Origin of the sequence: Shewanella khirikhana (assembly GCF_003957745.1) — a bacterium.
In the GTDB taxonomy this organism is placed as follows: domain Bacteria; phylum Pseudomonadota; class Gammaproteobacteria; order Enterobacterales; family Shewanellaceae; genus Shewanella; species Shewanella khirikhana.
Genome location: NZ_CP020373.1, coordinates 1207105 through 1230743, shown reverse-complemented (window position 1 = coordinate 1230743; position 23639 = coordinate 1207105). Strand labels below are relative to the sequence as shown.

Annotated in this window: 24 protein-coding genes; 6 read left to right on the top strand and 18 right to left on the bottom strand. The window is 55.6% G+C overall.

Going from position 1 to position 23639, the window contains the following annotated elements; all coding sequences use genetic code 11:
* Window positions 1–5 precede the first annotated feature (5 nt).
* Window positions 6–512, bottom strand: coding sequence for a curlin (locus STH12_RS05355; RefSeq protein WP_126166602.1), 507 nt, complete (start codon window positions 510–512; stop codon window positions 6–8).
* A 229-nt stretch (window positions 513–741) separates the two neighbouring features.
* On the opposite strand from STH12_RS05355, the gene STH12_RS05350 reads away from it, so the two are divergent.
* Window positions 742–1527 carry a cytochrome b/b6 domain-containing protein gene (locus STH12_RS05350; RefSeq protein ID WP_126166601.1) on the top strand — a complete coding sequence of 262 codons (786 nt, stop codon included), beginning with the start codon at window positions 742–744 and terminating at the stop codon, window positions 1525–1527.
* Window positions 1528–1682: 155 nt separating this feature from the next.
* Here STH12_RS05350 and STH12_RS05345 read toward each other — a convergent pair whose 3' ends face one another.
* The 3 genes from STH12_RS05345 to htpX all read right to left on the bottom strand — a co-directional run bounded on the left by STH12_RS05345 (window position 1683) and on the right by htpX (window position 4516).
* Window positions 1683–2858, bottom strand: coding sequence for a tetratricopeptide repeat protein (locus STH12_RS05345; protein ID WP_164551147.1), 1176 nt, complete (start codon window positions 2856–2858; stop codon window positions 1683–1685).
* Between the two features lie 128 nt (window positions 2859–2986).
* A complete protein-coding gene (gene cctA / locus STH12_RS05340) occupies window positions 2987–3337 on the bottom strand; it encodes a tetraheme c-type cytochrome CctA (RefSeq protein WP_126166599.1) in 351 nt (116 codons plus the stop codon).
* A gap of 318 nt (window positions 3338–3655) precedes the next feature.
* A complete protein-coding gene (gene htpX, locus STH12_RS05335; RefSeq protein WP_126166598.1) occupies window positions 3656–4516 on the bottom strand; it encodes a protease HtpX in 861 nt (286 codons plus the stop codon).
* Window positions 4517–4824: 308 nt separating this feature from the next.
* Here htpX and pepE point away from each other — a divergent pair, with 308 nt between their 5' ends.
* Window positions 4825–5532, top strand: coding sequence for a dipeptidase PepE (gene pepE / locus STH12_RS05330; RefSeq protein WP_126166597.1), 708 nt, complete (start codon window positions 4825–4827; stop codon window positions 5530–5532).
* Between the two features lie 197 nt (window positions 5533–5729).
* Here pepE and bioD read toward each other — a convergent pair whose 3' ends face one another.
* From bioD to bioB, 4 genes are read right to left on the bottom strand one after another with little or no spacing between them, the layout of a single operon-like run.
* Entirely contained in the window at window positions 5730–6410 is a 681-nt protein-coding gene (gene bioD / locus STH12_RS05325) for a dethiobiotin synthase (RefSeq protein ID WP_126169426.1), read from the bottom strand.
* On the bottom strand, window positions 6410–7174 hold the full coding sequence (locus tag STH12_RS05320) for a methyltransferase domain-containing protein (protein ID WP_126166596.1): 765 nt from the start codon (window positions 7172–7174) through the stop codon (window positions 6410–6412). The genes bioD and STH12_RS05320 overlap by 1 nt, the downstream gene beginning before the upstream one ends.
* The gene (locus STH12_RS05315) at window positions 7171–8292 is read right to left on the bottom strand and encodes an aminotransferase class I/II-fold pyridoxal phosphate-dependent enzyme (protein ID WP_126166595.1); all 1122 of its coding nucleotides are present in this window, start codon (window positions 8290–8292) and stop codon (window positions 7171–7173) included. Before STH12_RS05315 ends, STH12_RS05320 begins: the two co-directional genes overlap by 4 nt.
* 8 nt (window positions 8293–8300) lie before the next feature.
* Window positions 8301–9377, bottom strand: a complete 1077-nt coding sequence (gene bioB, locus STH12_RS05310) for a biotin synthase BioB (RefSeq protein ID WP_126166594.1) — start codon at window positions 9375–9377, stop codon at window positions 8301–8303.
* Between the two features lie 110 nt (window positions 9378–9487).
* On the opposite strand from bioB, the gene bioA reads away from it, so the two are divergent.
* Complete coding sequence (gene bioA / locus STH12_RS05305; protein WP_126166593.1) at window positions 9488–10798, top strand: adenosylmethionine--8-amino-7-oxononanoate transaminase; 1311 nt, start codon at window positions 9488–9490, stop codon at window positions 10796–10798.
* A 93-nt stretch (window positions 10799–10891) separates the two neighbouring features.
* On the opposite strand, the gene STH12_RS05300 is transcribed toward bioA, so the two are convergent.
* Window positions 10892–11740 carry an AraC family transcriptional regulator gene (locus STH12_RS05300; protein ID WP_126166592.1) on the bottom strand — a complete coding sequence of 283 codons (849 nt, stop codon included), beginning with the start codon at window positions 11738–11740 and terminating at the stop codon, window positions 10892–10894.
* A gap of 133 nt (window positions 11741–11873) precedes the next feature.
* On the opposite strand from STH12_RS05300, the gene grxC reads away from it, so the two are divergent.
* Together grxC and STH12_RS05290 are read left to right on the top strand one after the other, a co-directional pair.
* A complete protein-coding gene (grxC, locus tag STH12_RS05295) occupies window positions 11874–12158 on the top strand; it encodes a glutaredoxin 3 (protein ID WP_126166591.1) in 285 nt (94 codons plus the stop codon).
* A gap of 79 nt (window positions 12159–12237) precedes the next feature.
* The gene (locus STH12_RS05290) at window positions 12238–12714 is read left to right on the top strand and encodes a DUF417 family protein (protein ID WP_126166590.1); all 477 of its coding nucleotides are present in this window, start codon (window positions 12238–12240) and stop codon (window positions 12712–12714) included.
* 154 nt (window positions 12715–12868) lie between these two features.
* Here STH12_RS05290 and STH12_RS05285 read toward each other — a convergent pair whose 3' ends face one another.
* Complete coding sequence (locus STH12_RS05285) at window positions 12869–13318, bottom strand: ATP-binding protein (protein ID WP_126166589.1); 450 nt, start codon at window positions 13316–13318, stop codon at window positions 12869–12871.
* A gap of 57 nt (window positions 13319–13375) precedes the next feature.
* A complete protein-coding gene (cobB, locus tag STH12_RS05280; RefSeq protein WP_126166588.1) occupies window positions 13376–14122 on the bottom strand; it encodes a Sir2 family NAD+-dependent deacetylase in 747 nt (248 codons plus the stop codon).
* 253 nt (window positions 14123–14375) lie between these two features.
* Here cobB and fur point away from each other — a divergent pair, with 253 nt between their 5' ends.
* Window positions 14376–14807: a ferric iron uptake transcriptional regulator gene (gene fur, locus STH12_RS05275; RefSeq protein ID WP_126166587.1), complete on the top strand. Its 432-nt coding sequence runs from the start codon at window positions 14376–14378 to the stop codon at window positions 14805–14807.
* Between the two features lie 172 nt (window positions 14808–14979).
* On the opposite strand, the gene rnk is transcribed toward fur, so the two are convergent.
* From rnk to sucA, 7 genes are all read right to left on the bottom strand, one after another.
* Window positions 14980–15351 carry a nucleoside diphosphate kinase regulator gene (gene rnk, locus STH12_RS05270; protein ID WP_237158846.1) on the bottom strand — a complete coding sequence of 124 codons (372 nt, stop codon included), beginning with the start codon at window positions 15349–15351 and terminating at the stop codon, window positions 14980–14982.
* Window positions 15352–15702: 351 nt separating this feature from the next.
* The gene (locus STH12_RS05265; protein ID WP_126166585.1) at window positions 15703–16206 is read right to left on the bottom strand and encodes a GNAT family N-acetyltransferase; all 504 of its coding nucleotides are present in this window, start codon (window positions 16204–16206) and stop codon (window positions 15703–15705) included.
* Window positions 16207–16290: 84 nt separating this feature from the next.
* Entirely contained in the window at window positions 16291–17208 is a 918-nt protein-coding gene (locus tag STH12_RS05260) for an AEC family transporter (RefSeq protein WP_126166584.1), read from the bottom strand.
* A 105-nt stretch (window positions 17209–17313) separates the two neighbouring features.
* A complete protein-coding gene (sucD, locus tag STH12_RS05255) occupies window positions 17314–18186 on the bottom strand; it encodes a succinate--CoA ligase subunit alpha (protein WP_011759545.1) in 873 nt (290 codons plus the stop codon).
* On the bottom strand, window positions 18186–19352 hold the full coding sequence (gene sucC, locus STH12_RS05250) for an ADP-forming succinate--CoA ligase subunit beta (RefSeq protein WP_011759544.1): 1167 nt from the start codon (window positions 19350–19352) through the stop codon (window positions 18186–18188). The genes sucD and sucC overlap by 1 nt, the downstream gene beginning before the upstream one ends.
* 77 nt (window positions 19353–19429) lie before the next feature.
* Window positions 19430–20626 carry a 2-oxoglutarate dehydrogenase complex dihydrolipoyllysine-residue succinyltransferase gene (gene odhB, locus STH12_RS05245; protein WP_126166583.1) on the bottom strand — a complete coding sequence of 399 codons (1197 nt, stop codon included), beginning with the start codon at window positions 20624–20626 and terminating at the stop codon, window positions 19430–19432.
* Between the two features lie 28 nt (window positions 20627–20654).
* Window positions 20655–23477, bottom strand: a complete 2823-nt coding sequence (gene sucA / locus STH12_RS05240) for a 2-oxoglutarate dehydrogenase E1 component (RefSeq protein ID WP_126166582.1) — start codon at window positions 23475–23477, stop codon at window positions 20655–20657.
* Between the last annotated feature and the right edge of the window lie 162 nt (window positions 23478–23639).

Genomic DNA, 23639 nt, shown 5'->3' with positions numbered 1-23639 from the left:
GTGGGTTAGTGACCCTGAGTCACAACTGTGTGTTGTCCCTGACCCCATTGAGTCACAGTTACTGCGTGTCCGGACCCGTACTGCTGGATCCAAATTGAATTGTCACTGCCGGTCTGATTGATGATGGCCTGATTGTTTAGGCCGTACTGATCCACATCAAGCAGATGTCCAACCCCCTGTTGGGTGGCCTCAATCCGGTTCATGCTCCCGGCTTGCAGCAGGCTGGCCTCAAGATACTGGCCCTGCTGCAACAGACTTATCTCGTTGCCCTGCCCCAGCTGCTGAATGTTGGCCTCGCTGCCAATGCCGTCTTGCAGCAGGGTCAATTGGTTGGCCTGGCCGAGTTGGCTGGCGTTCACCGTCAGGAAATCCCCCAGCTGCATCACATTGGCCTGATTGGCCCCGAGCGCCAGTTCGTCAATCTCGCTGATATCCTGCCCGGCCTGTGATTGGCCAGTGAAGGCAGCCAGTGCCCATCCGAGGGCGATTGCGATTAATCCTTTGTTCATCATCTTTGACACCGTCAATCTGTTGACGCTAATTATGCTGAGGCTTTTATCGCATAGCGTCCCCTACTGGTATTAATAACCCCCCCCCGGATCAGGCTAATTTATGGCACCGACCCCCACTTTAGGATTAGGAAGATTGCCAATCGCTTAAGACGAATGAAGCTAATTTCATTTAATAAAGCCCCCAAAGGGGCATAAAATGAGTCGGGGAATTCAAGATGGGGAAATCTAAATGACACCTGAAATCAAAACCTTGAGGGAGTATCGGGTCTGGCCGCTACCGGTACGGCTATTTCACTGGGTAAACTTGCTGTTGGTGCTGACCCTGAGCTTTCTGGGATTGGTCATGCTGTTCAAGCCAGAACTGGGGATCAGCGGCACCGATGCCAAGGTGGGGCTCAAAACCGCCCACGTGGTGGTAGGCTATCTGTTTATCGCCAATCTGGCACTGCGGCTTATTTATGGTTTAGTCAGCCGTGGCTACGGCAGCCTTGGGCATATGCTGCCGGGGCCATCAAGCATCAAAACTCTGGCTGAATATAAAGCGCGAACCAAACGCGGTGAAAAGCCTGAGTATCTGGGGCATAACCCCAAAGGCAAGCTGGCGGTTGGCGCCATGGTGCTGCTGATGCTGGTGATTGGGGTAACCGGGTTGTACCGTGCCGGTACCGATATCTACTACCCGCCTTTTGGCAGCAGTATCCAAAGCCAAATCGTCAGGGATGGCGCATCCGCCGCCAACATCAAACCCTATGACGATACCTTTGTCGACAAGGCAAAAGCCGATGCCATCAAGCCGATGAAGTCACTGGCGGGCAAGACCCATGTGTATGCGGTGTATCTGCTGTGGCTGTTTGCCGTTATCCATATTGCGGCGGTGATTTACACCGACAACCGCAAACAGCCTGGCATTATCTCGGCGATGTTTTCGGGTCGAAAGTGGCTGCAACAGCCGCCGGCAGATGTGCCTGATGGCGCTGAAAATCGCGATATCAGCCAAGAACAGGGTGGCCACTAGCACTGATAAATAGCGCTGGCCAATAGCGCTGGCCAATAGCGCTGGCAAATTGCCGTAGCGAAAGACTCTGGATCCTAGCCGTAACCGACGCTTTACCCGACCAGCCAAGCTTTGGGCTGGCCGGGTAAGCAATCACCACAGCGGCGCACTACCACTCAGCGCCCGGCAGCCTTTAACATGGCCAGCTTGGCGCTGTATTTTTTGACATCATCGCTCTGGGATGCCAGCGTCAGTGCCTGCCTGAGCGCCGCTTTTGCCGCTTCCTCGTCGCCAAGGCCGTGGTAGACCCTGGCAATATCAAACCAGGCGGGATGGAAATAATCGGTTGAGCGCAAAAACTTGTTCAGATAGCGCTTGGCATCCTGCAACTCCCCTCGCCCCAAAGCCTCCCTGCCAAGCACATAAAAGTCAAAGCCGCGGTACTCATCCACAGCATCCATTTTGACTTTGAGCGCTCTGGCAAGCTCAGTCTTGCCCTCATACAGCGCCAGCGTGCGGTAGTTGGCCATCAAATTAATATTGTCCGGCGCAAGTGCAAGCCCATAGCGATACAGCGCCTCGGCGCTGACCGCATCGCCGCTGCGTCTGTGCACTATCGCCGCCAGATTCAAAAGCGGCAGATAGCCAGAATCCCACTTGAGCCCTTCGCGGGCAAGCCAGTATGCCGAGGGTAAATCGCCTTTAATCAGCGCATCGGAGGCGAGGTTTCGGTAGAACATGGCAATGAAAGTATCATTCTCGAGCACGGCGCCGAAGAGGTTATTGTTGGAGGGAAAGTAATCCACGGCCAGGATCCGATAGCCACTGAAAAAGGGGCTGAGCCTCTCTGTGTTGGCGGGCGCATCGTACAGCAGGGTGCGCACATGGTCAGACAGCACCACCAAATCGTCCGCCGCATCCAGCAGCACCGGCGAGGCATGCACCAACTGAAACTGGGTCGGCACCTCAAGCTCTTTGGCCACCGCCAGCGTCACCAGCGCCAGACTCATACAATTCCCGCCAAGCTGCGCCAATGCCGTGGCCGCACCGAGATTGTTACCTTCATAACCAAAGTCGGCGAGCTTGCTCGACAGGAACCGCTCGACCTGCCTGTAGGGCGGTAACAGGGCAATGTCAGGCGCCTGCACATAGGCTGCAAGCTCGCGCTTCTGCGGCTCGGTGAGGCTGATAAAGCTGTCCGGCGATGGCACTGCGATGGGGCTGAACAGGGCTTCATTGATGGGCGGTGGGGGCTTCATATGAGACGTTGGCGCCTGGGCACAGGCACTGACCAATACTACAAAGACCACACCTGTTATCAACCTTGCTGCGGCTTTCAGTGTGGATTGCATCCTGCTTGCCATGAACAGCATTTCCCGCTCCCCTGCGCTCAAATGAATGTTTCACAGTAGCCCAGCAGGTTAATTTAACGCAATAAAAAACGCCGGCACTGGGCCGGCGTTTTGACAATCCTGAAGCGTTACTTTTTCAGCACTGTGTCTGAAGTGCGGCCATCGTCGTGGCAGGCGTCACAGGTAGGCTTCTGGCCTACGTTGTTGTCGTGTGGCGCGTGACAGTCGGCGCAAACCAGATTGCCATCGTGTGGCTTGTGGACATCGTCCATTTCAGCCAGGGTGCCGTGGCAGCTTTGGCACTGTTCAAATTCGTAGGCGCCATCAGCAGAAGGAGACTCGTCCTGGTGGCAAGAGTCACAGCCGCCGTTTTCTACGTGGAATTCGGCCAGAGTCTGATCACCGGCAAAAGCCGCTGGGGTCATGGCAAGGGCCGCGAATGCGGCACCGAAGATGGCGCTCAAGAGTGTTTTATTCACTATGGTATCCTCCAAAAGAGACGGCAATGTGGGAATTCTTTTTGCTCCCATCGGCCATCTGAGTCTTAGCACGACGTTCTCAATAGTAATCGTTGCGGCCATCTTGGCCCGATTTCAACTTGGGCCCAGTTTAACAATTCAGCATTTAACAAAATGTGCGCTGAATCATGTAACCGACTGCGCGAAATGGACTTTTACACTATCACAACACAGCGTTCCGCCTACTTAACATAACGGAAAAACCCGTTTCGTCAAATGAGACAAAACGCTGATAACAAAAAAGAGGCCCGCAGGCCTCTTTTTCAATCAATAACGCAATCAGTTTGCTTTCAGTGCAGCAATACGCTTTTCCAGCGGAGGGTGGCTCATCAGCAGCTCGGTCAGCGAGCGCTTGCCGCTGATCCCGAAGGCAGCCATTTGCGCAGGCATGGCACCGGTTTCAGGGCCATTACGCAGACGCTCAAGGGCAGCCACCATCTTGGCACGGCCAGCAAGCTTGGCACCGCCTTCGTCGGCGCGGTACTCACGGATCCGCGAGAAGTACATCACCACGACCGACGCCAGAATACCGAACAGGATCTCCAGCACCACCACCACGGCGATGTAGGCCAGCGTGCCCAGACCTTCACCGTCTTCATCGCTGGAGAGGAAGTTATTAATCACACCAGCCACAGCGCGGGCGGCGAAAATCACGAAGGTGTTCACCACACCCTGAATAAGGGTCAGGGTTACCATGTCGCCGTTGGCTACGTGGCTTACTTCGTGGGCCAGCACCCCTTCCACTTCGTCCTGGGTCATGCCATAAAGCAGACCCGTGCTCACGGCCACCAGCGAGTTGTTCTTGCTTGGACCGGTGGCGAAGGCGTTCATTTCCTGGGAATTGTAGATAGCCACTTCTGGCATCTTGATCCCGGCCTGCTGCGCCTGACGGGCAACAGTGTCCAGCAGCCATTTTTCAGTGGCGTCACGCGGGGTGGTGATCACTTCACAACCCATGGACTTTTTCGCCATCCACTTGGAGATGGCCAGCGAGAACAGCGAGCCACCGAAGCCCAGCAGTGCAGCAAACACCAGCAGACCGCCCATGGTTTGGGTATTCACACCCAGCAGCGACATCACTATCGACGCAACTACCACTACGGCAAGGTTGGTCAACAGAAATAGAAATACGCGTTTCATTTCAGCTCCTTTATCGGGCACGTCGCCCATTCACACTCACAAGGGACATAATATGTCCTGATTATCGTTTTTCAAGGGAGGCAAGATTAAAAAGATAATATCCCTTGTGTTTTACATCTTGGCGGCAGTCTATTTGGGCTTTCTTAAGCCAATCTTAAGATTGATGCCTGCCAGCACTGACGCCATTTTTGACCCGCTGATTAGGTGTTTATCACCATGAATCTTTGTTAACATTGCCACAAACAGCCCAAGCGGCAACAAAGATAATAACCACACCATAATAACGACCTCGCAGATCAGGACGACCCATGACCATCAATGCCCTGCTCCTCAGCGCCTCCCGCGTTGGCGACACCCCTTATCTTGAACATACCCTGCCCTTTATTGCGCCTCTGACTCAGGACGCCCGCAACTGGGTATTTATCCCCTACGCCGGGATCAGCCTGGGCTACGATGCCTACCTTGAAAAAGTGCGCGAAGGGCTTAAGCCGCTGAACATCAACATCAGTGGTATCCATGAACACGCCGATCCCCGTCAGGCCATCCGCGATGCCGATGGCATCTTTGTTGGCGGTGGCAATACATTCCACCTGCTGCACGAACTGTATCGTTACGATCTGCTGTTTGTCATCCGCGAGCAGGTTGAAGCGGGCAAGCCTTATGTGGGCTGGTCGGCTGGCTCCAACATCGCCGGTTTGTCCATCCGCACCACCAACGACATGCCCATTATCGAGCCGCCATCGTTTACCGCGCTGGGCCTGGTGCCGTTCCAGTTAAACCCACACTACAGCGATTATCAGGCGCCGGGCCACAACGGTGAAACCCGTGCCCAACGACTGCTGGAGTTCACTGTGGTTGACCCGCTGACGCCAATCGTCGGTATCCAGGAAGGCAGCGCGCTGCATCGTCAGGGCGACAAGCTGAGCCTGCTGGGTGACAAAGAAGCCTACTTCTTTAAAGGCAGCGTCCAAAAAGAGCCTATCGCCATTGGCGCTGACTTAAGCCACCTGCTCTGACAACTTTCTGCCAGCTTATTCGGTGTTTTGCAGTACTGCGTTGTGATGCGCGGATGAGCCCATCACCGCAGATTTAAGCGCGCAGCCGGCAAATAAAACACCGAGCAGCACACACTAAAAAGGTCGCCCCAAGGCGACCTTTTTGTTTTTGTTTTTGTTTTTGTCTTTGTCCTTATCTTTGGCTTTGGCTTGGGCTTTCACTGCGCCAGCGGCGTTAAATCCAAAAAGGCAGCGGCTTCCAGCGGCGATGCACTGGGAATATACGGCACCACGCCAAGACAGGGAGATGTCATCAGCTCTTTCAGTGTGTCCAGATTGTCCTGAAAGTGCGTCATGTTCGGGTCAACCCGATTGGCAACCCAGCCCGCCAGCCGCAAACCGTCGGCCAGAATCGCTTCCTGGGTCAGCAGCGCATGATTAAGGCACCCAAGTTTCATTCCCACCACTAAAATCACCGGTAAGTCCAGCGCTTCCACCAGCTCCGGCATAAACCGGCCCTCACCTAATGGCAAGCGCCAGCCGCCCGCCCCTTCTATCAGGCAAAAATCGCTGCGGGCGATACTGGTCCAGTCCAACTTGGCCATAATGGCCTCGGGGCTGATTTCCACACCCGCTTCACGGGCAGCTATGTGCGGTGCTATGGCAGGTTCAAAGGCGATGGGATTCACTCTGTCGTAGTCAAACTCACGGCTGGCGTGGGCCATCAACAGCTCTGCATCACTGTTTCTAAGCCCGTCTTCGGTCCGCCTGCAACCGGAGGCAATGGGTTTAACCCCTAGGGTTGAGTGGCAGCCCGGCAGCTTTTGCGCCGCCACCAGCATGGCCGCAGACACCAGAGTCTTGCCGCAATCAGTATCCGTGCCGGTCACAAAATGGATCATGAGTTCTCCTGTTGTCGTCTGGCCACCACATAAAGGATTTGATAACTGAGGGGTAATCCTGAGTCGGTGCGAAGTGCTTCAGCCGCCTCAAGCCGCGCCAGCCAGTCTTGCCGTCCACGAAGCTTAGCAGCCTGACCGGCGTCCTGCCGCGCATTGGCACCCACACCTTTGATGGAATAAATCAGCGAGCGCAAATCGGCAAAATGCACCGTTTCGGTAGTAATTTCAGTGTGTAGCAGCTGCCAGTGTTCGGCCTTAAATGCGGAAAGAGCGGCGAGTGCATCAATAAAGTGATTCACCGAAAACCCCAGCTGCTCAAGCTCAGGTAAGGAGCCGTCGCACACCACGGCTATTGCTGCCTCACCGCCGGGCCTCAGTACCCTGGCCGCTTCATCGATAGCCGCAGCAAAGGGCTGGCACCACTGCAGCGCAAGGTTGGAATACAGGCTGTCAAAGCTTGCGCTTAAAAATGGCAGCTGTCTGGCATCGCCGCATACGGCATCCGTTTGTGGGAAGCGGCTTTTAAGGCGCTCGCACATGCCAAAGGCCAAATCGACGCCAATCACCCGGCCGATATCTGGCGTATCAAACGCCGTGCCCGGGCCTGCGCCCAAGTCCAGCACTCTTCCACTCTGGGCCACCCAGGATTTAAGCCGCGCGGCCGTGCGCCGCTGCAGCACATCGTGGCGGCTGTATTCAGTGGCGCGGGAAAAGTGGCCTGCCACATCGCAAGCCTTGTCGGCAATCTGGCTCGCCATCATTTGCCAGCCCCTGCGCCACACTCGGCGGCGAGAATTTGTACCAGCGCCGCTATCTGCCCGGCGCTGTGGCTTGCACTTATGGTGATCCTGAGCCTTGGCGCCGGCACTGCGGGGGGCCGAATAGCGCCGACCAAGAATCCTGCATCACGCAGCCGCTGCCCAAGCGCCAGACACTCGGCATTGGAAGATACCGGCAGTAATTGGATTGGGCTTGATGATGGCAGCAGCGCCAGGCCCGCAGCCTCACTGAGGCGCTTAAACCTGGCGATATTATCAAGCAATCTGGTATGCATATCGCCGCCCGCGATAAGCGCAATGGCGGCGGTTGCCACGTGGGCCAGCGCAGGCGACAACGCAGTGGAATAAATGTAGTGGCGCGCCCTCGCCACCAGGGAGTCAATCAGCTCGGCACTGCCCAAAATGGCGGCACCCTGACACCCCATGGCCTTGCCAAAGGTGATAATTTGCAGCGCGGGCCGAACGCCCGGCAGCCGACTGGCACCCATGGCGCCCTCACCTGTCACGCCAAAGCCGTGGGCATCATCGACAATCAACAGACTCTGGTGCGCATCGCACAATTCGGATAACGCGCCAAGCGGCGCAAGGTCGCCGTCCATGCTGAAAATGCTTTCGGTAAGCAGCGCCGTGCCTGGGTTTTGCGAAAGCAATCTTTCGGCGGCGCTGACATCGCAGTGGGGATAACGGCGCAGTCTGGCACCTGATTGCAGCGCGCCATCTATCATGGACGCATGGATAAGCTTGTCGGCAATCAGGGTATCTTCTGCGGTAAAAAGCGCATTGGATAGCGCCAGATTAGCTGCAAAACCGGAGCAAAACAGCAGCGCTGCTTCATGCCCCGTGGCCTGGCACAGAGTGGCTTCGAGGGTTTGGTGGGCCTTGTGGTAACCGGCCACCAGCGGTGAAGCGCGGCTGCCTACGCCGTAAAGGCGTGCGCCTTCGCTGAGGGCATCGGCGAGACGCGGCTCCCGCGCCAGCCCAAGATAGTCGTTGGAGGCAAAGTCGCAAAGCCCTTCATCGAGCACCCGCCTTTCGCGCCACAGGCCGTCGGTTTTGGCCTGGTCGCGCGATACTTGCAAACGGGCAAGCAGCTGATTCATGGCTTGACTCAATTGGCGGCGTCGTAAAACAGTGCCGATTTAGCGGCAGCGCCCTTGGCGGCATTGTCCTGCTCTGCGCTTCGTCCCGCCCTGGCCACCATGGCAGCATCCTCTTCCAGCGTCGCAGCCTTGCCCTGTTCAGGCTTAAGCCCCAGACGGCGGAACAGGCTCATATCATCGTTTTCTTCCGGGTTGGCAGTGGTCAGCAGTTTGCAGCCGTAGAAAATCGAGTTCGCTCCGGCGAAGAAGCACATGGCCTGCAGCTCGTCGGTCATTTTCTCGCGGCCGGCGGACAAACGCACCCGTGAGAGTGGCATCAGAATACGGGCCACGGCAATGGTGCGCACAAACTCGAGCGGATCCAGGTCGTCCAGGTTATCCAGCGGCGTACCTGCCACCTTCACCAGCATATTGATGGGCACAGAGTCCGGATGCTGCTCAAGATTCGCCAGTTGCTGCAATAGCCCGGCGCGGTCGGTGGCCTGCTCGCCCATACCGACGATACCGCCGGAGCACACTTTCATCCCTGCCGCCCGCACGTTGGAGAGCGTATCGAGTCTGTCCTGATAGGTGCGGGTGGTGATGATATCGCCGTAATATTCGGGCGAGGTATCCAGATTGTGGTTGTAGTAATCAAGCCCGGCATCGGCAAGCTGGCTCGCCTGATGAGCAGACAGCATGCCCAGGGTCATACAGGTTTCCAGCCCCAGAGATTTCACTTCTTTCACCATCTCGGTGAGGTATGGCATGTCGCGCTCATGGGGATTACGCCAGGCGGCGCCCATGCAAAAACGGGTGGCACCGGCATCTCTGGCGGCGCGGGCCTCGGTGAGCACCTTTTCCATTTCCAGCAGGCGCTCTTTCTCAAGGCCGGTATCGTAACGGGCACTTTGGGGGCAATACTTACAGTCTTCCGGACAGGCACCTGTCTTGATGGACAGCAACCGGCTGACCTGCACCTCGTTGGGGTCAAACACCTCACGGTGGATGCTGTGAGCACGGAACAGCAGGTCATTCATCGGCAGAGCGAACAAGGCCTCAACTTCCTGACGGCTCCAGTCGTGGCGAACGGTAAAAGACGGCATGGTATTACCCTATAAAATGTTTTCTGTTGGCTAGGATAGCGTTGGCCCTTACACTGTCAACGCCAACCAGTTGGCAAGGTTTACTGATGGTTAAATTTTGAGCTAATAAAATGAGCATAGATTTCGAGTTCGACCGAAACCACCTTTGGCATCCTTATACTTCCATGGCAGCACCTCTGCCGGTGCTGGGGATAACCAGCGCCAGCGGCTGCCGCCTGACGCTGGAAGATGGTCGGGAGCTGGTCGATGGCACCTCGTCCTGGTGGTCGGCCATTCACGGTTATGGTCATCCCGCCTTGGTTTCCGCAGTGCAAACGCAGGCGGCAACACTCAGCCATGTGATGTTCGGCGGCCTCACCCATGAGCCCGCTACCAAGCTTGGCAAGGCGCTGCTTAGCCTAGTTCATCCCAAGCTGACCAAGGTATTTTATGCCGATTCAGGCTCAGTGGCGGTGGAAGTGGCCCTCAAAATGGCCATCCAATATTGGCAGGGAAGAAACGAGCCACAAAAACACAAGCTGCTGACCGTGCTTGGTGGTTATCACGGCGACACCTTTGCGGCCATGAGCGTCTGCGATCCCAACTCGGGCATGCACGGTATGTTCGGCCATCTGGTACCCAAACAGATTTTTGCCAAGGCGCCAGCGGCAGGTTTTAACAGGCCGTTTGTTGATGCCGACATCACTGAGCTGCGCACGTTACTGCAAGCCCATCACCATAAAATCGCCGCCCTCGTTATTGAGCCCATTATGCAGGGCGCCGGGGGATTGAGATTCCACAGCCCGGAATATTTACAGGCGATACGTGCCCTTTGTGACGAGTATCGGGTACTGCTGATCCTCGATGAAATCGCCACCGGCTTTGGCCGCACCGGCAAGGCATTTGCCTATGAACACGCGGGCATAGCACCGGATTTGTTGTGCCTTGGCAAGGCGCTCACCGGCGGCATGCTGAGCCTCGCGGCAACCCTGAGCACAGATGAAGTCGCAGCAGGCATATCCAACTCCCCTGCCGGTGTGTTTATGCACGGCCCCACCTTTATGGCTAACCCGCTCGCCTGCGCAGCCGCTATCGCCAGTCTGGCACTGTTTGCCGAAAACCGCTGGCCGTCACAGGTGGCCAATATCGAAACCCGGCTGACCGATGCCCTTGAAGCCGCCCGTGTGTTGCCGCAGGTGGTTGATGTGAGGGTACTTGGCGCTGTGGGCGTGATTGAAATGGCGCAAACCGTGGATACCGCCTTTGCGCTGAAGGCATTTGCCGAGCGAGGCGTCTGGGTTCGCCCCTTTGGCAGGCTGATTTACGTGATGCCGCCTTACTGCATCAGCGATGCAGAGCTCGCCATGCTCACCAAGGCCATGGTCGAGGTTGCCGCGCTGGAGGGCATTTGCAAGACAGCCCACAATCCGGCCCACGGCTGAAGGCAAAATCCCACAGGTAACAAGCAACAAAAAGGTCGCCGATGAGCGACCTTTTTTCTGCCGTTAAAAACGCCCGCCGGACCCAGCTACAGCCTAGCGGGCCCGAAAGCGCGTTGGAGTGGTGCCTGTATGTTTCTTAAAGGTCAGGGTGAAGGCGCGCTCCGAGCCATATCCCACCCGCTCGGCAATCTCATCGATAGTGAGCAGGGATTCTGTCAGCAGTTCCTGGGCCTTTTGCATCCGCAGCTGGGTGAGATAGTCAAACATGGGCCGCCCCACCATGGCGCTGAAGCGGCTGGCAAAGGCGGCACGCGACATGCCGATGTCATTGGCCAGCGACTGCAAGGTCCAGTTGAGTTCGGGCCGCTCGTGCAGCAATTGCAGCGCACGGGCGATGCGTTTGTCGTTCAGGGCATCCAGAAACGGGCTGCGCTCAGTGCGGCCAAAGTTAATCCGGATAAGCTCCACCAAAATTATCTCGGTGAGCTTATTCACGATAAGCTCCGAGCCTGGCCCCTGGGCCATGTACTCGGCGCTTAACTGGCCGAAGGTGCTGCGAAGCCAGGGGTAATTGGCCAAGTCCCGGTCACGCACTATGGTCACCCGCGGCAATATATCGAGCAGCGGCGTGGTGGCGCTGCGACTGAAACTGAACGAGCCACACAGCAGCAAGGTTGGTTCACTGATGTCGGCATGTTCAGCATCGGGCGCCTGACTGCTGAGCACATGGTCCTGCCCCGGCCCAAGAAAGATAAGGTCGCCCTCCTCCAGCCGCTCAACGGCATCATCCACCTTTGCCCAGCAGGCGCCGCGGCGGATCATATGAAAGCTGGCGTGCTCAAGCGCTGAGAAGGTTTTGGTCCAGGGCGCCTCCACCTGGCTGCAAAAATACACACTGCCCACCACGCGGATAGCCCGCAGTATATCGCTCATCACTTCCATGCCGTTCTCCGGTTCGCAGGACCAATCACCATAATTAGACTTTCAATGTATCAAATCAAGATTATCACGCATAGATAGTACAGGCACTAATAGCTACATTAGTCCCACACAGCAACCACACCGGAGTATCCACATGGGACAGATTGAGATTTACACCAAAAGCTATTGCCCACACTGCAAAGCTGCCAAACAGACTCTGGCCGCGAAGGGCCTTGGGTTTCGCGAATTTGATGTCACCGACGACCAGGCATTACTGACTGAAATGCTAAGTCGCAGCCAACGCAGGACGGTGCCACAAATCTTCGTCGGTGAAGTGCACATTGGCGGCAATCAGGATCTGATGGCGTCCATCAAAGCGGGCGAATTCGACAAGGTGCTGAAGGCACGGGGTATTTCCCCCAAAACCAGATCCCGCTGAGCCAGCAGCCCCACAAAGTCGCATTAACCAGACACCAGAGCCAAATCAGACACAAAGTTCAATTGTAAGGAATAACACCATGACTAAATTTACCCAAAACCACAGCGCCCTCGCCCACACAATCAACAAGGTTGCCGATCAGGGCCTTAAGTTTTCCATCGTGATAGTACTGGGCTGGATTGGCGCCATGAAGTTCACCGGCTACGAAGCCGGTGCCATCGAGGGCCTGGTTGCTTCCAGTCCACTGACCAGCTGGCTCTACAGCGTGTTCAGCCTGCAGGCGGCCTCTAATTTAATTGGCACCGTGGAAGTCGCCACCGCGCTGGCATTGCTGCTTGCCCCCCTGCACCGGGCCATTGCCGTGGCAGGCGCAGCAAGTGCCGTGCTGACCTTCGCGGTCACCAGCAGCTTTTTGTTAAGCGCCCCCATCACTGAGCCAAGCCTGAGTGGCTTCCCCGCCATCTCGGTGGTGCCTGGGCAGTTTTTGCTCAAAGATCTGGTATTGCTTGCCGCCGCTGTCAGTTTGCTTGGCAAAGCGCTAACCAAGGAAGAGTGATGTAAAAAAGCCCGGTGGCTCGATTAAGAGCACCGGGCTTTTAGCTAACCAGGATAATAGTTTTCGCCTTTATCGCGTATTTCGCCTTTATCGGCAAGCAAGCCAAATACACTTGCTCGCCAACTTAACCGGTTGGCGCAGCAAGGGAACAAGTTCAGGGTTCGAAGGCTCTTGCCATTCGTCTGATGGCTGCAAGCGGCACGCCGTGACTGTTACGTTCGGCACAAAGGGCCTGATGGCGCCTGTCGGCCGGATTGCCAATCAGTACCTTCTCCACCTCGTACCCCAGCGCCCTCGCCGCCGTTTCGTAGGCCAAAAACTCCCAGTGGGCCAGATTGGTGTTGTCGCAAATCACCAGTGGCTCGCCACGTCCAAGGGCCGCAATAAACCCCGCCAGATTGCGCTGATGATATTCAGACAATTTGGCCACATCAAAATGATACTCGCCGTCACGCATAAAAAAGCTGTCGGTGGAAAACAGCCCATGGGCGCGAACCTGCCCGGCCATTTCCGGTGGCAATGCCGACAAAAACTGATTCACCCAAAAGGATTTTCCACTTCCGGGGAGCCCACGCATTATGATGGCCTTTTTGATGGCGCTCATATCGGCTTCACCCCTGTCGTCTCAATGTCATCAGCTTCATCTTGCGTACGTGAAACCTCAGGCGCTTTCGGTCAGCACATCGGCCAGGCTGCAAAGGCTCTTGCCTACCAACAGGGCCTCAGTCAGCCGCGGCATGATATGACCTGCGCTGCCGGTAAGATGCCATTGAAACTGACTGTGGCGGTCGGCAGGCATCAGGTTTACCTCAACGGTTTGCGCGCCATGGTGATTGGCGGTATCCACAAAACCGGCGGCCGGATAGACGGTGCCCGAGGTGCCGATGGCGATAAAGAGATCGCAGCGCTCCAGTGCATCATGGATGCGGTCCATGCCAAAAGGCATTTCGCCGAACCAGACAATATGGGGCCGCAGGCGCTGAGCCGGAATACAGCAGGTACAAAGATTGTCCGGGCCGAAGGGTTCACGCAGCAGAAAGGTTTGCCGTGAACGCGGACAGCGGCCCTTCACCAACTCACCGTGCATATGAATAAGCTTGCGACTGCCGCCACGCTCGTGCAGATCATCCACATTCTGGGTGATCAGCAAAAACTCGCCATCAAATTCGGCTTCAAGTTTCGCCAGCGCCTCGTGGGCGGCATTGGGGGCCACCTCGTCAGACTTCAGCTGCGCCCAGCGCTGGTTGTAAAACCGTTCAACCAGCTCAGGATCACGCTCATAGCCTTCGGGCGTGGCCACATCTTCAATATGGTGCTCTTCCCAGAGACCATGTTGGTCCCTGAAGGTACGGATCCCGGACTCGGCGGAGATCCCGGCGCCGGTGAGTACAACTATGTGCCGGTACATGCTGATGCCTTCCTTATTGTTTTGTTTCCAGCCTGCCATTTCCCGCAGGTCGATGACAATTGGGCCTTGGTATAACCATACTTAAATCAGGGCTTAAAGGCCAATTCACAACGGATTGTCTGATATGGCGCCAAATATTGCCACATGGCACCAATTAGCCGCCATCAAAGGTTTAAGTTTTGAATTTAGACACATATAATGACTTCCATTGTCCACAGAAGAGCCCAATGGTTCTGCAATCAAGAGATTAACCATGACAGATGGAAATCAGGCGCTGAAAAAAGCGGGATTGAAAGTCACCCTGCCACGAGTAAAAATCCTGGAGCTGATGCAAGAACCGGAAAACCAGCACATCAGTGCGGAAGATCTGTACAAGAAGCTGCTCGACATCGGTGAAGAAATCGGTCTGGCCACCGTTTACCGGGTGCTGAACCAGTTTGATGACGCCGGTATTGTGTCACGCCATCACTTCGAAAGCGGCAAGGCAGTATTCGAGCTCTCTACCCAGCACCACCACGACCATCTGGTATGCTTAAGCTGTGGCAAGGTTATCGAATTCTCTGATGACACCATCGAACGTCGTCAGAATGAAATTGCCATGCGTCACAACATCAAGCTCACCAACCACAGTCTGTATCTGTACGGTGTGTGCACCAACGATAAGTGCGACCACGGCGACGAATAAGCCCTAAAAGGTTGTTCTATCAAAAAAACCAGCGCAAGGCGCTGGTTTTTTTATGGCGAAAATAATAACTGCTGGCGGCTAACGAACCTGATTTAACAAGCAAAGTTAACTGGCATATGTAACTGTGCAGTCCCGCCGCAATTCAGCCAGATTAAGCCAAATTCAGCCGCGATCAGCGATGAAAATCGCCACTTCGCTCCGGCTGATAAATGACCTCTTCAATCCGGACCCGGGTGCTGTTACCACCGGGACAGGGCCAATCCATCTCATCACCCTGCGCCAAACCAAGCAGCGCGCTGCCCACCGGCGCCAGAATGGACAGGGTATCACCCTTGCCCTGAGCATCTTTTGGGTACACCAGCCTGAGGCGAAACTCCTCGGCCGAGGAAGACACGGTAAAACGCACCTCGGAGTTCATGGTCACCACATTGGCCGGCATGTCGGCAGATGGCCGTACCTCCGCCCGGCTCAGTTCGGCTTCCAGCGCCAGTCTGCCTGCATCCTGTGCCGGCAAGCTTTCCAGTAATCGTTCAAGACGCTCCATATCGATTTCGGAGATCACAATCTTGGGTTGTTCAGTCACAGCAGTCCTCTACTTTTCATAAACAAGGCCGCCCGTCGGCGGCGCCCAACCATCGCATAATCCCTTCCCCCACGGAGGGTTTAGTGCGCCAAATAGTCCAAACCCGCACCTGAAAGATGCGGGTCAGAAACAATCCAATAGAAATGTCAGGATCAGGCGAAAGAGCGGTGAGCCTGAAGGCTCATGGTGAGGTTACCCGAAGAAAAGTCTAACCCTTGCTTTAGAGTCTGACCAAGGTCACCAAGGGAGACTCTACTCCGCCTTATCGCCAAATGCCAGCGATGAAGGCAGAATTTGTGGCCAGCGGGGGGCTCAAAGCCACTTATGGAACACTGTCACATCATGCTCCATAAATTTATCGCGCTGCAGCGGCTCCATACCAATCTGGCGGGCGACGCCCATTGAACCCAGATTGCCGTCAAGAATAAGCGCAATGGCTTCATCGATGCCAAGCCGTGGTTTGAACTCGGCAATGGCGGCGCGGGCAGCTTCGCCGCCAATACCCTGGCCCCAGTATTCAGGCAGATAGCGGTAACCCAGCTCCACCTTGTCGTACTCGGGAATAAACTTGGGGCCGCAAAAGCCTATGACCTTGCCACTGGCCTTGTGCTCTACTGCCCAGCGACCGAAACCGCGGCTGCGATAGTCTTCAAAAATCACTTCATGCAGCAGCTTTTCAGCCTGTGCTACATCAGTGAGTGGCGCCATAGGAATGTAAGTCAGCACTTCTGGGATACTATTCATCAGAAACAGTGCCTCAACATCCCCTTCGTTGAAGTGCCTTAAAATCAGTCTGTCTGTTGTTGTAATTATCATAAAATGCGCTCCTGCACTGCCCTTCTCAAAGCTCCCCCAAAAGAGTCCTCAACCGAAAAAGAGTCTTCAACCCCAAAAGAGGCCTCACGTTAACACAGTTAACCAGAAGATCACAGTCAGGATACAAAGCATGGATGACAGCACCACAGCGCCGGCGATGATGTCGCTGTCACGCTTAAGCTGGGACGCAATCAGGTAGGCATTCACCCCAAGAGGCGATGCGCCAAGCAGCACTGTAACCGCAAGCTCAAGAGAGGTAAGCCCAAGCAGTTTTCCTGCAATCAGGATAAGCAGTGGCAGCAGCAGGAGCTTAATCGCACTTAATACCGCCGTCAGGGCAAAGGCACTGGAGAGGCGATATTGATTCAAATTGGCACCCAGCACAAAGAGCGCACAGGCAATGGCAGGTTTGGCGAGCATCTCAAGACTGCTGCCAAGGGCTGTGGGCAGGCTCAGCCCGGCGACATTACCGATAAGCCCAAGGGCGATACTCGCCACCACGGGGTTAAACAGCAGCCCCTTGATAAGCTGTGCCCTCCTGCTGCCCCCTTCGCCAGCCGAGTTGCCCGACAGCGCAAATGTCAGCCCAAACAGCACTGCGCTGTGAAAGGGAATAATTAAAAACACGCTTGCCATCTGCTCTGGGCCGAAGGCGGCCATGATCACCGGCAAACCCACCAGCAAGGTGTTGGAATAGCTGCCACCGAGAGCCAGTACAGCGCAGTCGCGGTATGAACGCTTAAGGGCCTGGCGCGAAAGCAGCAAGGTTAATGCAAAACTCAGTATCACAGGCACATAAAAGGCCGCCAGCACCGGCAGGCGGATGCTGTCCTTCAGCGGAACCTTGAGCATGGCGGAAAACAGCAGCGCAGGGATGCACACATAAAAGGCAAACTTGCTGATGCCTGCGATGTGTTCACGGCTAAACCAACCACTGCGGCTGGCACCATAGCCAAGAGCAGCGATAAACAGCAGCGGGAAGACGATTTCGATTACGGACATGCCACGCCTTTCAATGGGTTAATACACATCTATACATACTTCTATACATACATCTATATACACAAAAAAGGGCGCCCGAAGGCGCCCTTTTTCTACCGGGGGGGATTACCAACCAGTCTTTTCACGTAGCGCCTTGCCGATATCGGCCAGAGAGCGAACGGTGGTTACACCGGCAGCTTCCAGGGCAGCGAATTTGTCTTCGGCAGTACCTTTACCACCGGCGATGATAGCACCGGCGTGGCCCATGCGCTTACCGGCAGGTGCAGTAACACCGGCGATGTAAGACACAACTGGCTTGGTCACGTTAGCCTTGATGTAAGCAGCAGCTTCTTCCTCGGCAGTACCACCGATTTCACCGATCATCACGATGGCTTCGGTCTGAGGATCGTTCTGGAACATTTCCAGTACGTCGATGAAGTTGGTACCTGGGATTGGGTCACCACCAATACCTACGCAAGTAGACTGGCCGAAACCTTCGTCAGTGGTCTGCTTAACGGCTTCGTAAGTCAGAGTGCCTGAACGGGAAACGATACCCACTTTGCCTGGCTTGTGGATGTGACCTGGCATGATACCAATCTTACATTCGCCTGGAGTGATAACGCCTGGGCAGTTAGGACCAATCATGCGAACGCCAGTTTCTTCCAGCTTCACTTTCACCTGCAGCATATCCAGAGTTGGGATACCTTCGGTGATACATACGATCAGCTCGATGCCACCGTCGATGGCTTCCAGGATGGCGTCTTTACAGAAAGGCGCAGGTACGTAGATAACAGAAGCAGTGGCGCCAGTGGCAGCAACGGCATCTTTCACAGTGTTGAACACTGGCAGACCCAGGTGAGTAGTACCGCCTTTACCAGGAGACACACCACCAACCATCTGAGTACCGTAAGCGATAGCCTGCTCAGAGTGGAAAGTGCCCTGACCACCGGTAAAACCTTGGCAGATTACCTTGGTATCTTTGTTGATCAATACAGACATTACTTGCCCTCCGCAGCTTTAACAACTTGCTGAGCAGCGTCGGTCAGGCTCTTGGCAGCAATGATGTCCAGACCAGATTCAGCCAGCACCTTGGCACCCAGTTCAGCGTTGGTACCTTCCAGACGCACAACTACAGGCACCTTCACGCCTACTTCTTTCACCGCACCGATGATACCTTCGGCGATCATGTCACAACGCACGATACCACCGAAGATGTTAACCAGAACGGCTTTCACATTGCTGTCAGACAGAATGATCTTGAAAGCTTCGGAAACGCGCTCTTTGGTCGCGCCGCCACCTACGTCGAGGAAGTTGGCTGGCTTACCGCCGTGCAGGTTTACGATGTCCATGGTACCCATGGCCAGACCAGCACCGTTCACCATGCAGCCTACGTTACCGTCCAGAGCTACGTAGTTCAGTTCGAACTTGGCAGCGTGGGCTTCACGGGCGTCATCCTGAGAAGGATCGTGCATGTCTTTGATTTTTGGCTGACGGAACAGAGCGTTACCATCTACACCAATCTTGCCGTCCAGGCAGTGCAGGTTACCCTCGGTAGTGATTACCAGTGGGTTGATTTCCAGCAGCGCGAAGTCGTGATCCAGGAACATCTGGGCCAGGCCCATGAAGATCTTGGTGAACTGCTTCATTTGAGTTGGGTTCAGACCCAGCTTGAAGCCAAGGTCACGAGCCTGGAAAGGCTGTGGACCGGCGATAGGATCGATGATGGCTTTGTGAATGAGCTCTGGAGTCTCTTCAGCCACTTTCTCGATTTCCACACCACCTTCGGTAGAAGCCATGAACACTACGCGACGGGTAGCGCGGTCAACTACGGCACCCAGGTACAGTTCGTTGGCGATGTCGGTGCAGCTTTCAACCAGGATCTTGGCAACTGGCTGACCGTTTTCGTCAGTCTGGTAAGTCACCAGGTTCTTGCCCAGCCACTTTTCAGCGAAGGCGCGGATTTCTTCTTTGTCGCCAGTCACTTTAACGCCACCAGCCTTACCGCGGCCGCCAGCGTGTACCTGACACTTGACTACCCACATATTTCCGCCAATACGACCGGCCGCTTCTACCGCTTCTTGAGGGGTATCGCAGGCATAGCCTTCTGACACTGGTAAACCATATTCGGCAAAGAGGGCTTTTGCCTGATACTCATGCAAGTTCATGATGATCTATCCGTATACTACGTTTTAAATCCAACTGGCCCCGAGGGGCCAGTCACGAGGTTTTTTGTCTGTGCTGATTAGATGTCCAGCAGCAGACGGGTTGGGTCTTCCAGGAATTCCTTGATGGTTACCAGGAAGCCAACAGACTCACGGCCATCGATGATACGGTGGTCGTAAGAAAGAGCCAGGTACATCATGGGCAGGATTTCAACCTGACCATTGACTGCCATTGGGCGGTCCTTGATGGCGTGCATGCCGAGGATAGCGCTCTGTGGCAGGTTCAGAATTGGGGTAGACATCAGTGAGCCGAATACACCACCGTTGGTCACGGTGAAGTTACCGCCGGTCATGTCTTCCACGGTCAGCTTGCCGTCACGGCCCTTGATGGCCAGATCGCGTACTGCTTTCTCGATATCAGCCAGGCTCATGGTGTCGGTGTCACGCAGCACTGGGGTAACCAGACCACGGGGAGTAGACACAGCAATGCTCACGTCGAAGTAGTTGTGGTAAACGATGTCATCGCCATCGATAGCCGCATTCACTTCTGGGAAGCGCTTCAGGGCTTCGGTTACGGCTTTCACGTAGAAAGACATAAAGCCAAGACGGATACCGTGCTTCTTCTCGAAGATATCCTGATACTGCTTACGGATATCCATGATGGGCTTCATGTTGACCTCGTTGAAGGTGGTCAGCATGGCGGTAGAGTTTTTGGCTTCCAGCAGACGGCTGGCAATGGTCTTGCGCAGACGGGTCATAGGCACGCGCTTGTCTGAGCGGTCGCCAGACAGAGTCACAGGTGCTGGAGCGGCTGCGGCAGCAGGAGCGGCCTTGGCAGCGCCACCTTTTACGAAGGCTTCTACGTCTTCTTTGGTGATGCGACCACCTACACCGGTGCCTTTGATTTTGCTGGCATCCAGGTTGTGCTCGGCAATCAGACGGCGCACTGATGGGCTCAGGGCGTCGTTGCTGTCGTCGCTGGCAGCGGCTGGGGCAGCAGCCTCAGCTTCGGCCTTGGTCACTTCCTGACCGGCTACGGCGCCAGCCACGAACTTGGCGATGACCTGCTCAGCCAGAACGGTGTCACCTTCCTGGGCCAGGAATTCAGCGATGTGGCCATCTTCAGGGGCAACCACTTCCAATACAACTTTGTCGGTCTCGATATCAACCAGGTTCTGGTCGCGAGATACAGCCTCACCAGGCTTAACGTGCCAGGTGGCGATAGTGGCATCAGCCACGGATTCTGGCAGAACGGGTACCTTAATTTCGATACTCATTGAAAGCTATCCTTTTTATAAATGTCTGTTACTTCAAGTTCAAAGCGTCTACCACCAGAGATTCCTGCTGGTGAGCGTGCAATTCCGGATAACCACAGGCCGGTGCAGCAGCAGCTTCACGGCCAGCGTAGGTCAGAGTGGCACCCTTGGGAATTGCGGCCCAGAAGTGGTGCTGACTGCAGTACCAGGCACCCTGGTTCTGCGGTTCTTCCTGACACCAAACGAAGTCGTTCACATGCTGATAATCCGCCAGAATCGCAGCCATTTCTTCGGCTGGGAACGGATACAGCTGCTCGACACGAATGATAGCAACGTTGGTCAGATTTTCCTTACGGCGGCGTTCCAGCAGCTCGAAGTATACCTTGCCGCTACAGAAGACCACACGATTAACACCTTTTGGATCCAGGCTATCGATTTCACCGATAACGTTCTGGAAGGTGCCATTTGCCAGTTCTTCCAAAGAAGACACGGCCAGAGGGTGACGCAGCAGCGACTTGGGCGACATCACCACCAGCGGACGACGCAGTGGGCGAACCACCTGACGACGCAGCATGTGGTAAACCTGCGCAGGCGTTGAAGGCACACACACTTGCATGTTGTGGTTGGCGCACAGTTGCAGGAAACGCTCCAGACGCGCTGAAGAGTGCTCTGGGCCCTGACCTTCGTAGCCATGTGGCAGCAGCATAGTCAGACCGCACAGACGGCCCCACTTTTGCTCACCGGAAGACAGGAACTGGTCGATTACCACCTGGGCACAGTTGGCGAAGTCACCAAACTGGGCTTCCCAAATGGTCAGGCCGCCTGGCTCAGCAGTGGCATAACCGTATTCGAACGCCAGTACAGAGGCTTCTGACAGCACAGAGTCAGTGATATCAACCGGGCCCTGCTCCTCGGCGAGGTTACGCAGCGGCATATAGGTGGTGGCATCGTTCTGGTTGTGCAGCACAGCGTGGCGGTGGAAGAAGGTACCACGGCCAGAGTCCTGACCTGTGATGCGCACGCGGTTGTTGTCTTCGAGGATAGTGGCGTAGGCCAGTGTCTCGGCAAAACCCCAGTCCAGCAGTTTCTCGCCTTTGGCCATGGCGCCGCGGTCGGCGTAAATCTTGGCAACGCGAGACTGCAGCGGATGGGTTTCTGGCACGTAAGCCAGCTTCTCAGCCAGTTTCTGCAGACGGGCAACGGCCACTGTTGGCTCGTAGGCCGCATCCCAGTCCTGACCGATAAACGGAGACCAGTCTACGGTACGCAGTGACATGGGGCGCCATTCTTTCACTACGCAATCACCCTGATCCAGGGCATCACGGTAGCCATTGATCATGGCAGTCACTTCGTCGGCACTGATGGCATTTTCGGCAATCAGACGGTCGGCGTAGATCTTACGTGGCGTTGGGTGTTTCTTGATTTTCTGGTACATCAGTGGCTGAGTGGCACTTGGCTCGTCAGCTTCGTTGTGACCATGGCGACGGTAACACACCAGATCGATCACCACGTCGCGCTTGAAGGCGTTACGGTAATCAACGGCAACCTGAGCCACAAAGGCCACGGCTTCCGGATCGTCGGCGTTCACGTGGAAAATCGGCGCCTGTACCATCTTGGCGATGTCGGTACAGTACTCGGTAGAACGCACGTCGTGGTGGTTAGAGGTGGTAAAGCCCACCTGGTTGTTCACCACGATGCGGATGGAACCGCCAACGCGGAAACCACGGGTCTGAGACATGTTGAATGTCTCCTGCACAATGCCCTGCCCTGCAATTGCCGAGTCACCGTGAATGGTGATAGGCATAACAGACAGGCCATCTTTGCAGCCACGGCGGTCTTGACGGGCACGTACAGAGCCCATAACCACGGGGTTGACGATTTCCAGGTGCGATGGGTTGAACGCCAGCGCCAGGTGCACGTTGCCACCGGGGGTTTCGAAATCAGAGGAGAAGCCCTGGTGGTATTTTACGTCGCCTGAGCCCGAGCTTTCACCGTGCTTACCGGCGAATTCGTCAAACAACTCGGCAGGACGCTTACCCAGCACGTTAACCAGTACGTTCAGACGGCCACGGTGGGCCATACCAACGACGATTTCTTTAGTGCCGGCTTCGCCTGCGCGGTAGATGATTTCACGCATCATAGGCACCAGCGCATCACCACCTTCCAATGAGAAGCGCTTGGCACCGGGGAACTTGGCACCGAGGTACTTTTCCATACCTTCGGCGGCGTTCAGGCCTTCGAGAATACGGCTTTTTACGCCTTTATCGAACGCAGCGCGACCCATGGTGGGCTCGAGGCGCTGCTGGATCCAGCGTTTTTCGTCGGTGTCGGTAATGTGCATGTATTCAGCACCGATAGAACCACAGTAAGTGGCCTTCAGTGCTTTTGCCAGCTCACCCAGTTTCAGGGTTTCGCCGCCATAGGCGAACGAGCCGGTGTTGAATTCACGCTGCATGTCGTCGGCGGTCAGGCCGTGGAATGCCGGGTCGAGTTCAACTACTGCGTCACGCTTCCACAGTTCCAGCGGATCCAGATTAGCGTTCTGGTGGCCACGGAAACGGTAAGCGTTGATAAGCTGCAGAACCTTAACCTGTTTGGCGTCTACTTCGGGGTCGGTTACACGACCAGCGCCTTTACGATGGCCTTCCTGGGCCAGAGAGCGGAAGTAATCACGGATCTTGGAATGAGCAGCTTCAGGTACGTCAGCAGAGGCACCGTTCACGGGAGGGAGATTGTCAAACACCGCACGCCAGTCTTCAGACACTGAAGTGGGGTCTTCTTGATAGGCTTCGTACATCTCCTCCACGTAGGTCGCGTTCGATCCGTACAGGTGAGATGACTCCAGCCAGGCTTTCATGCTGCCTTGGTGCATTTCTTATCCTTTCAAACTTTATACACGTGCTTAGCCATGGTTTGGCATACAAGGTATGCCGACAGCCGCCCCGAGGGTTCCAACATTACGGCTTCAAGTAGTTCCTTTACACACAAAAGAGCCACCATCCCCCAGAAGGGACAGTGACTCTCGCTGAGCTAT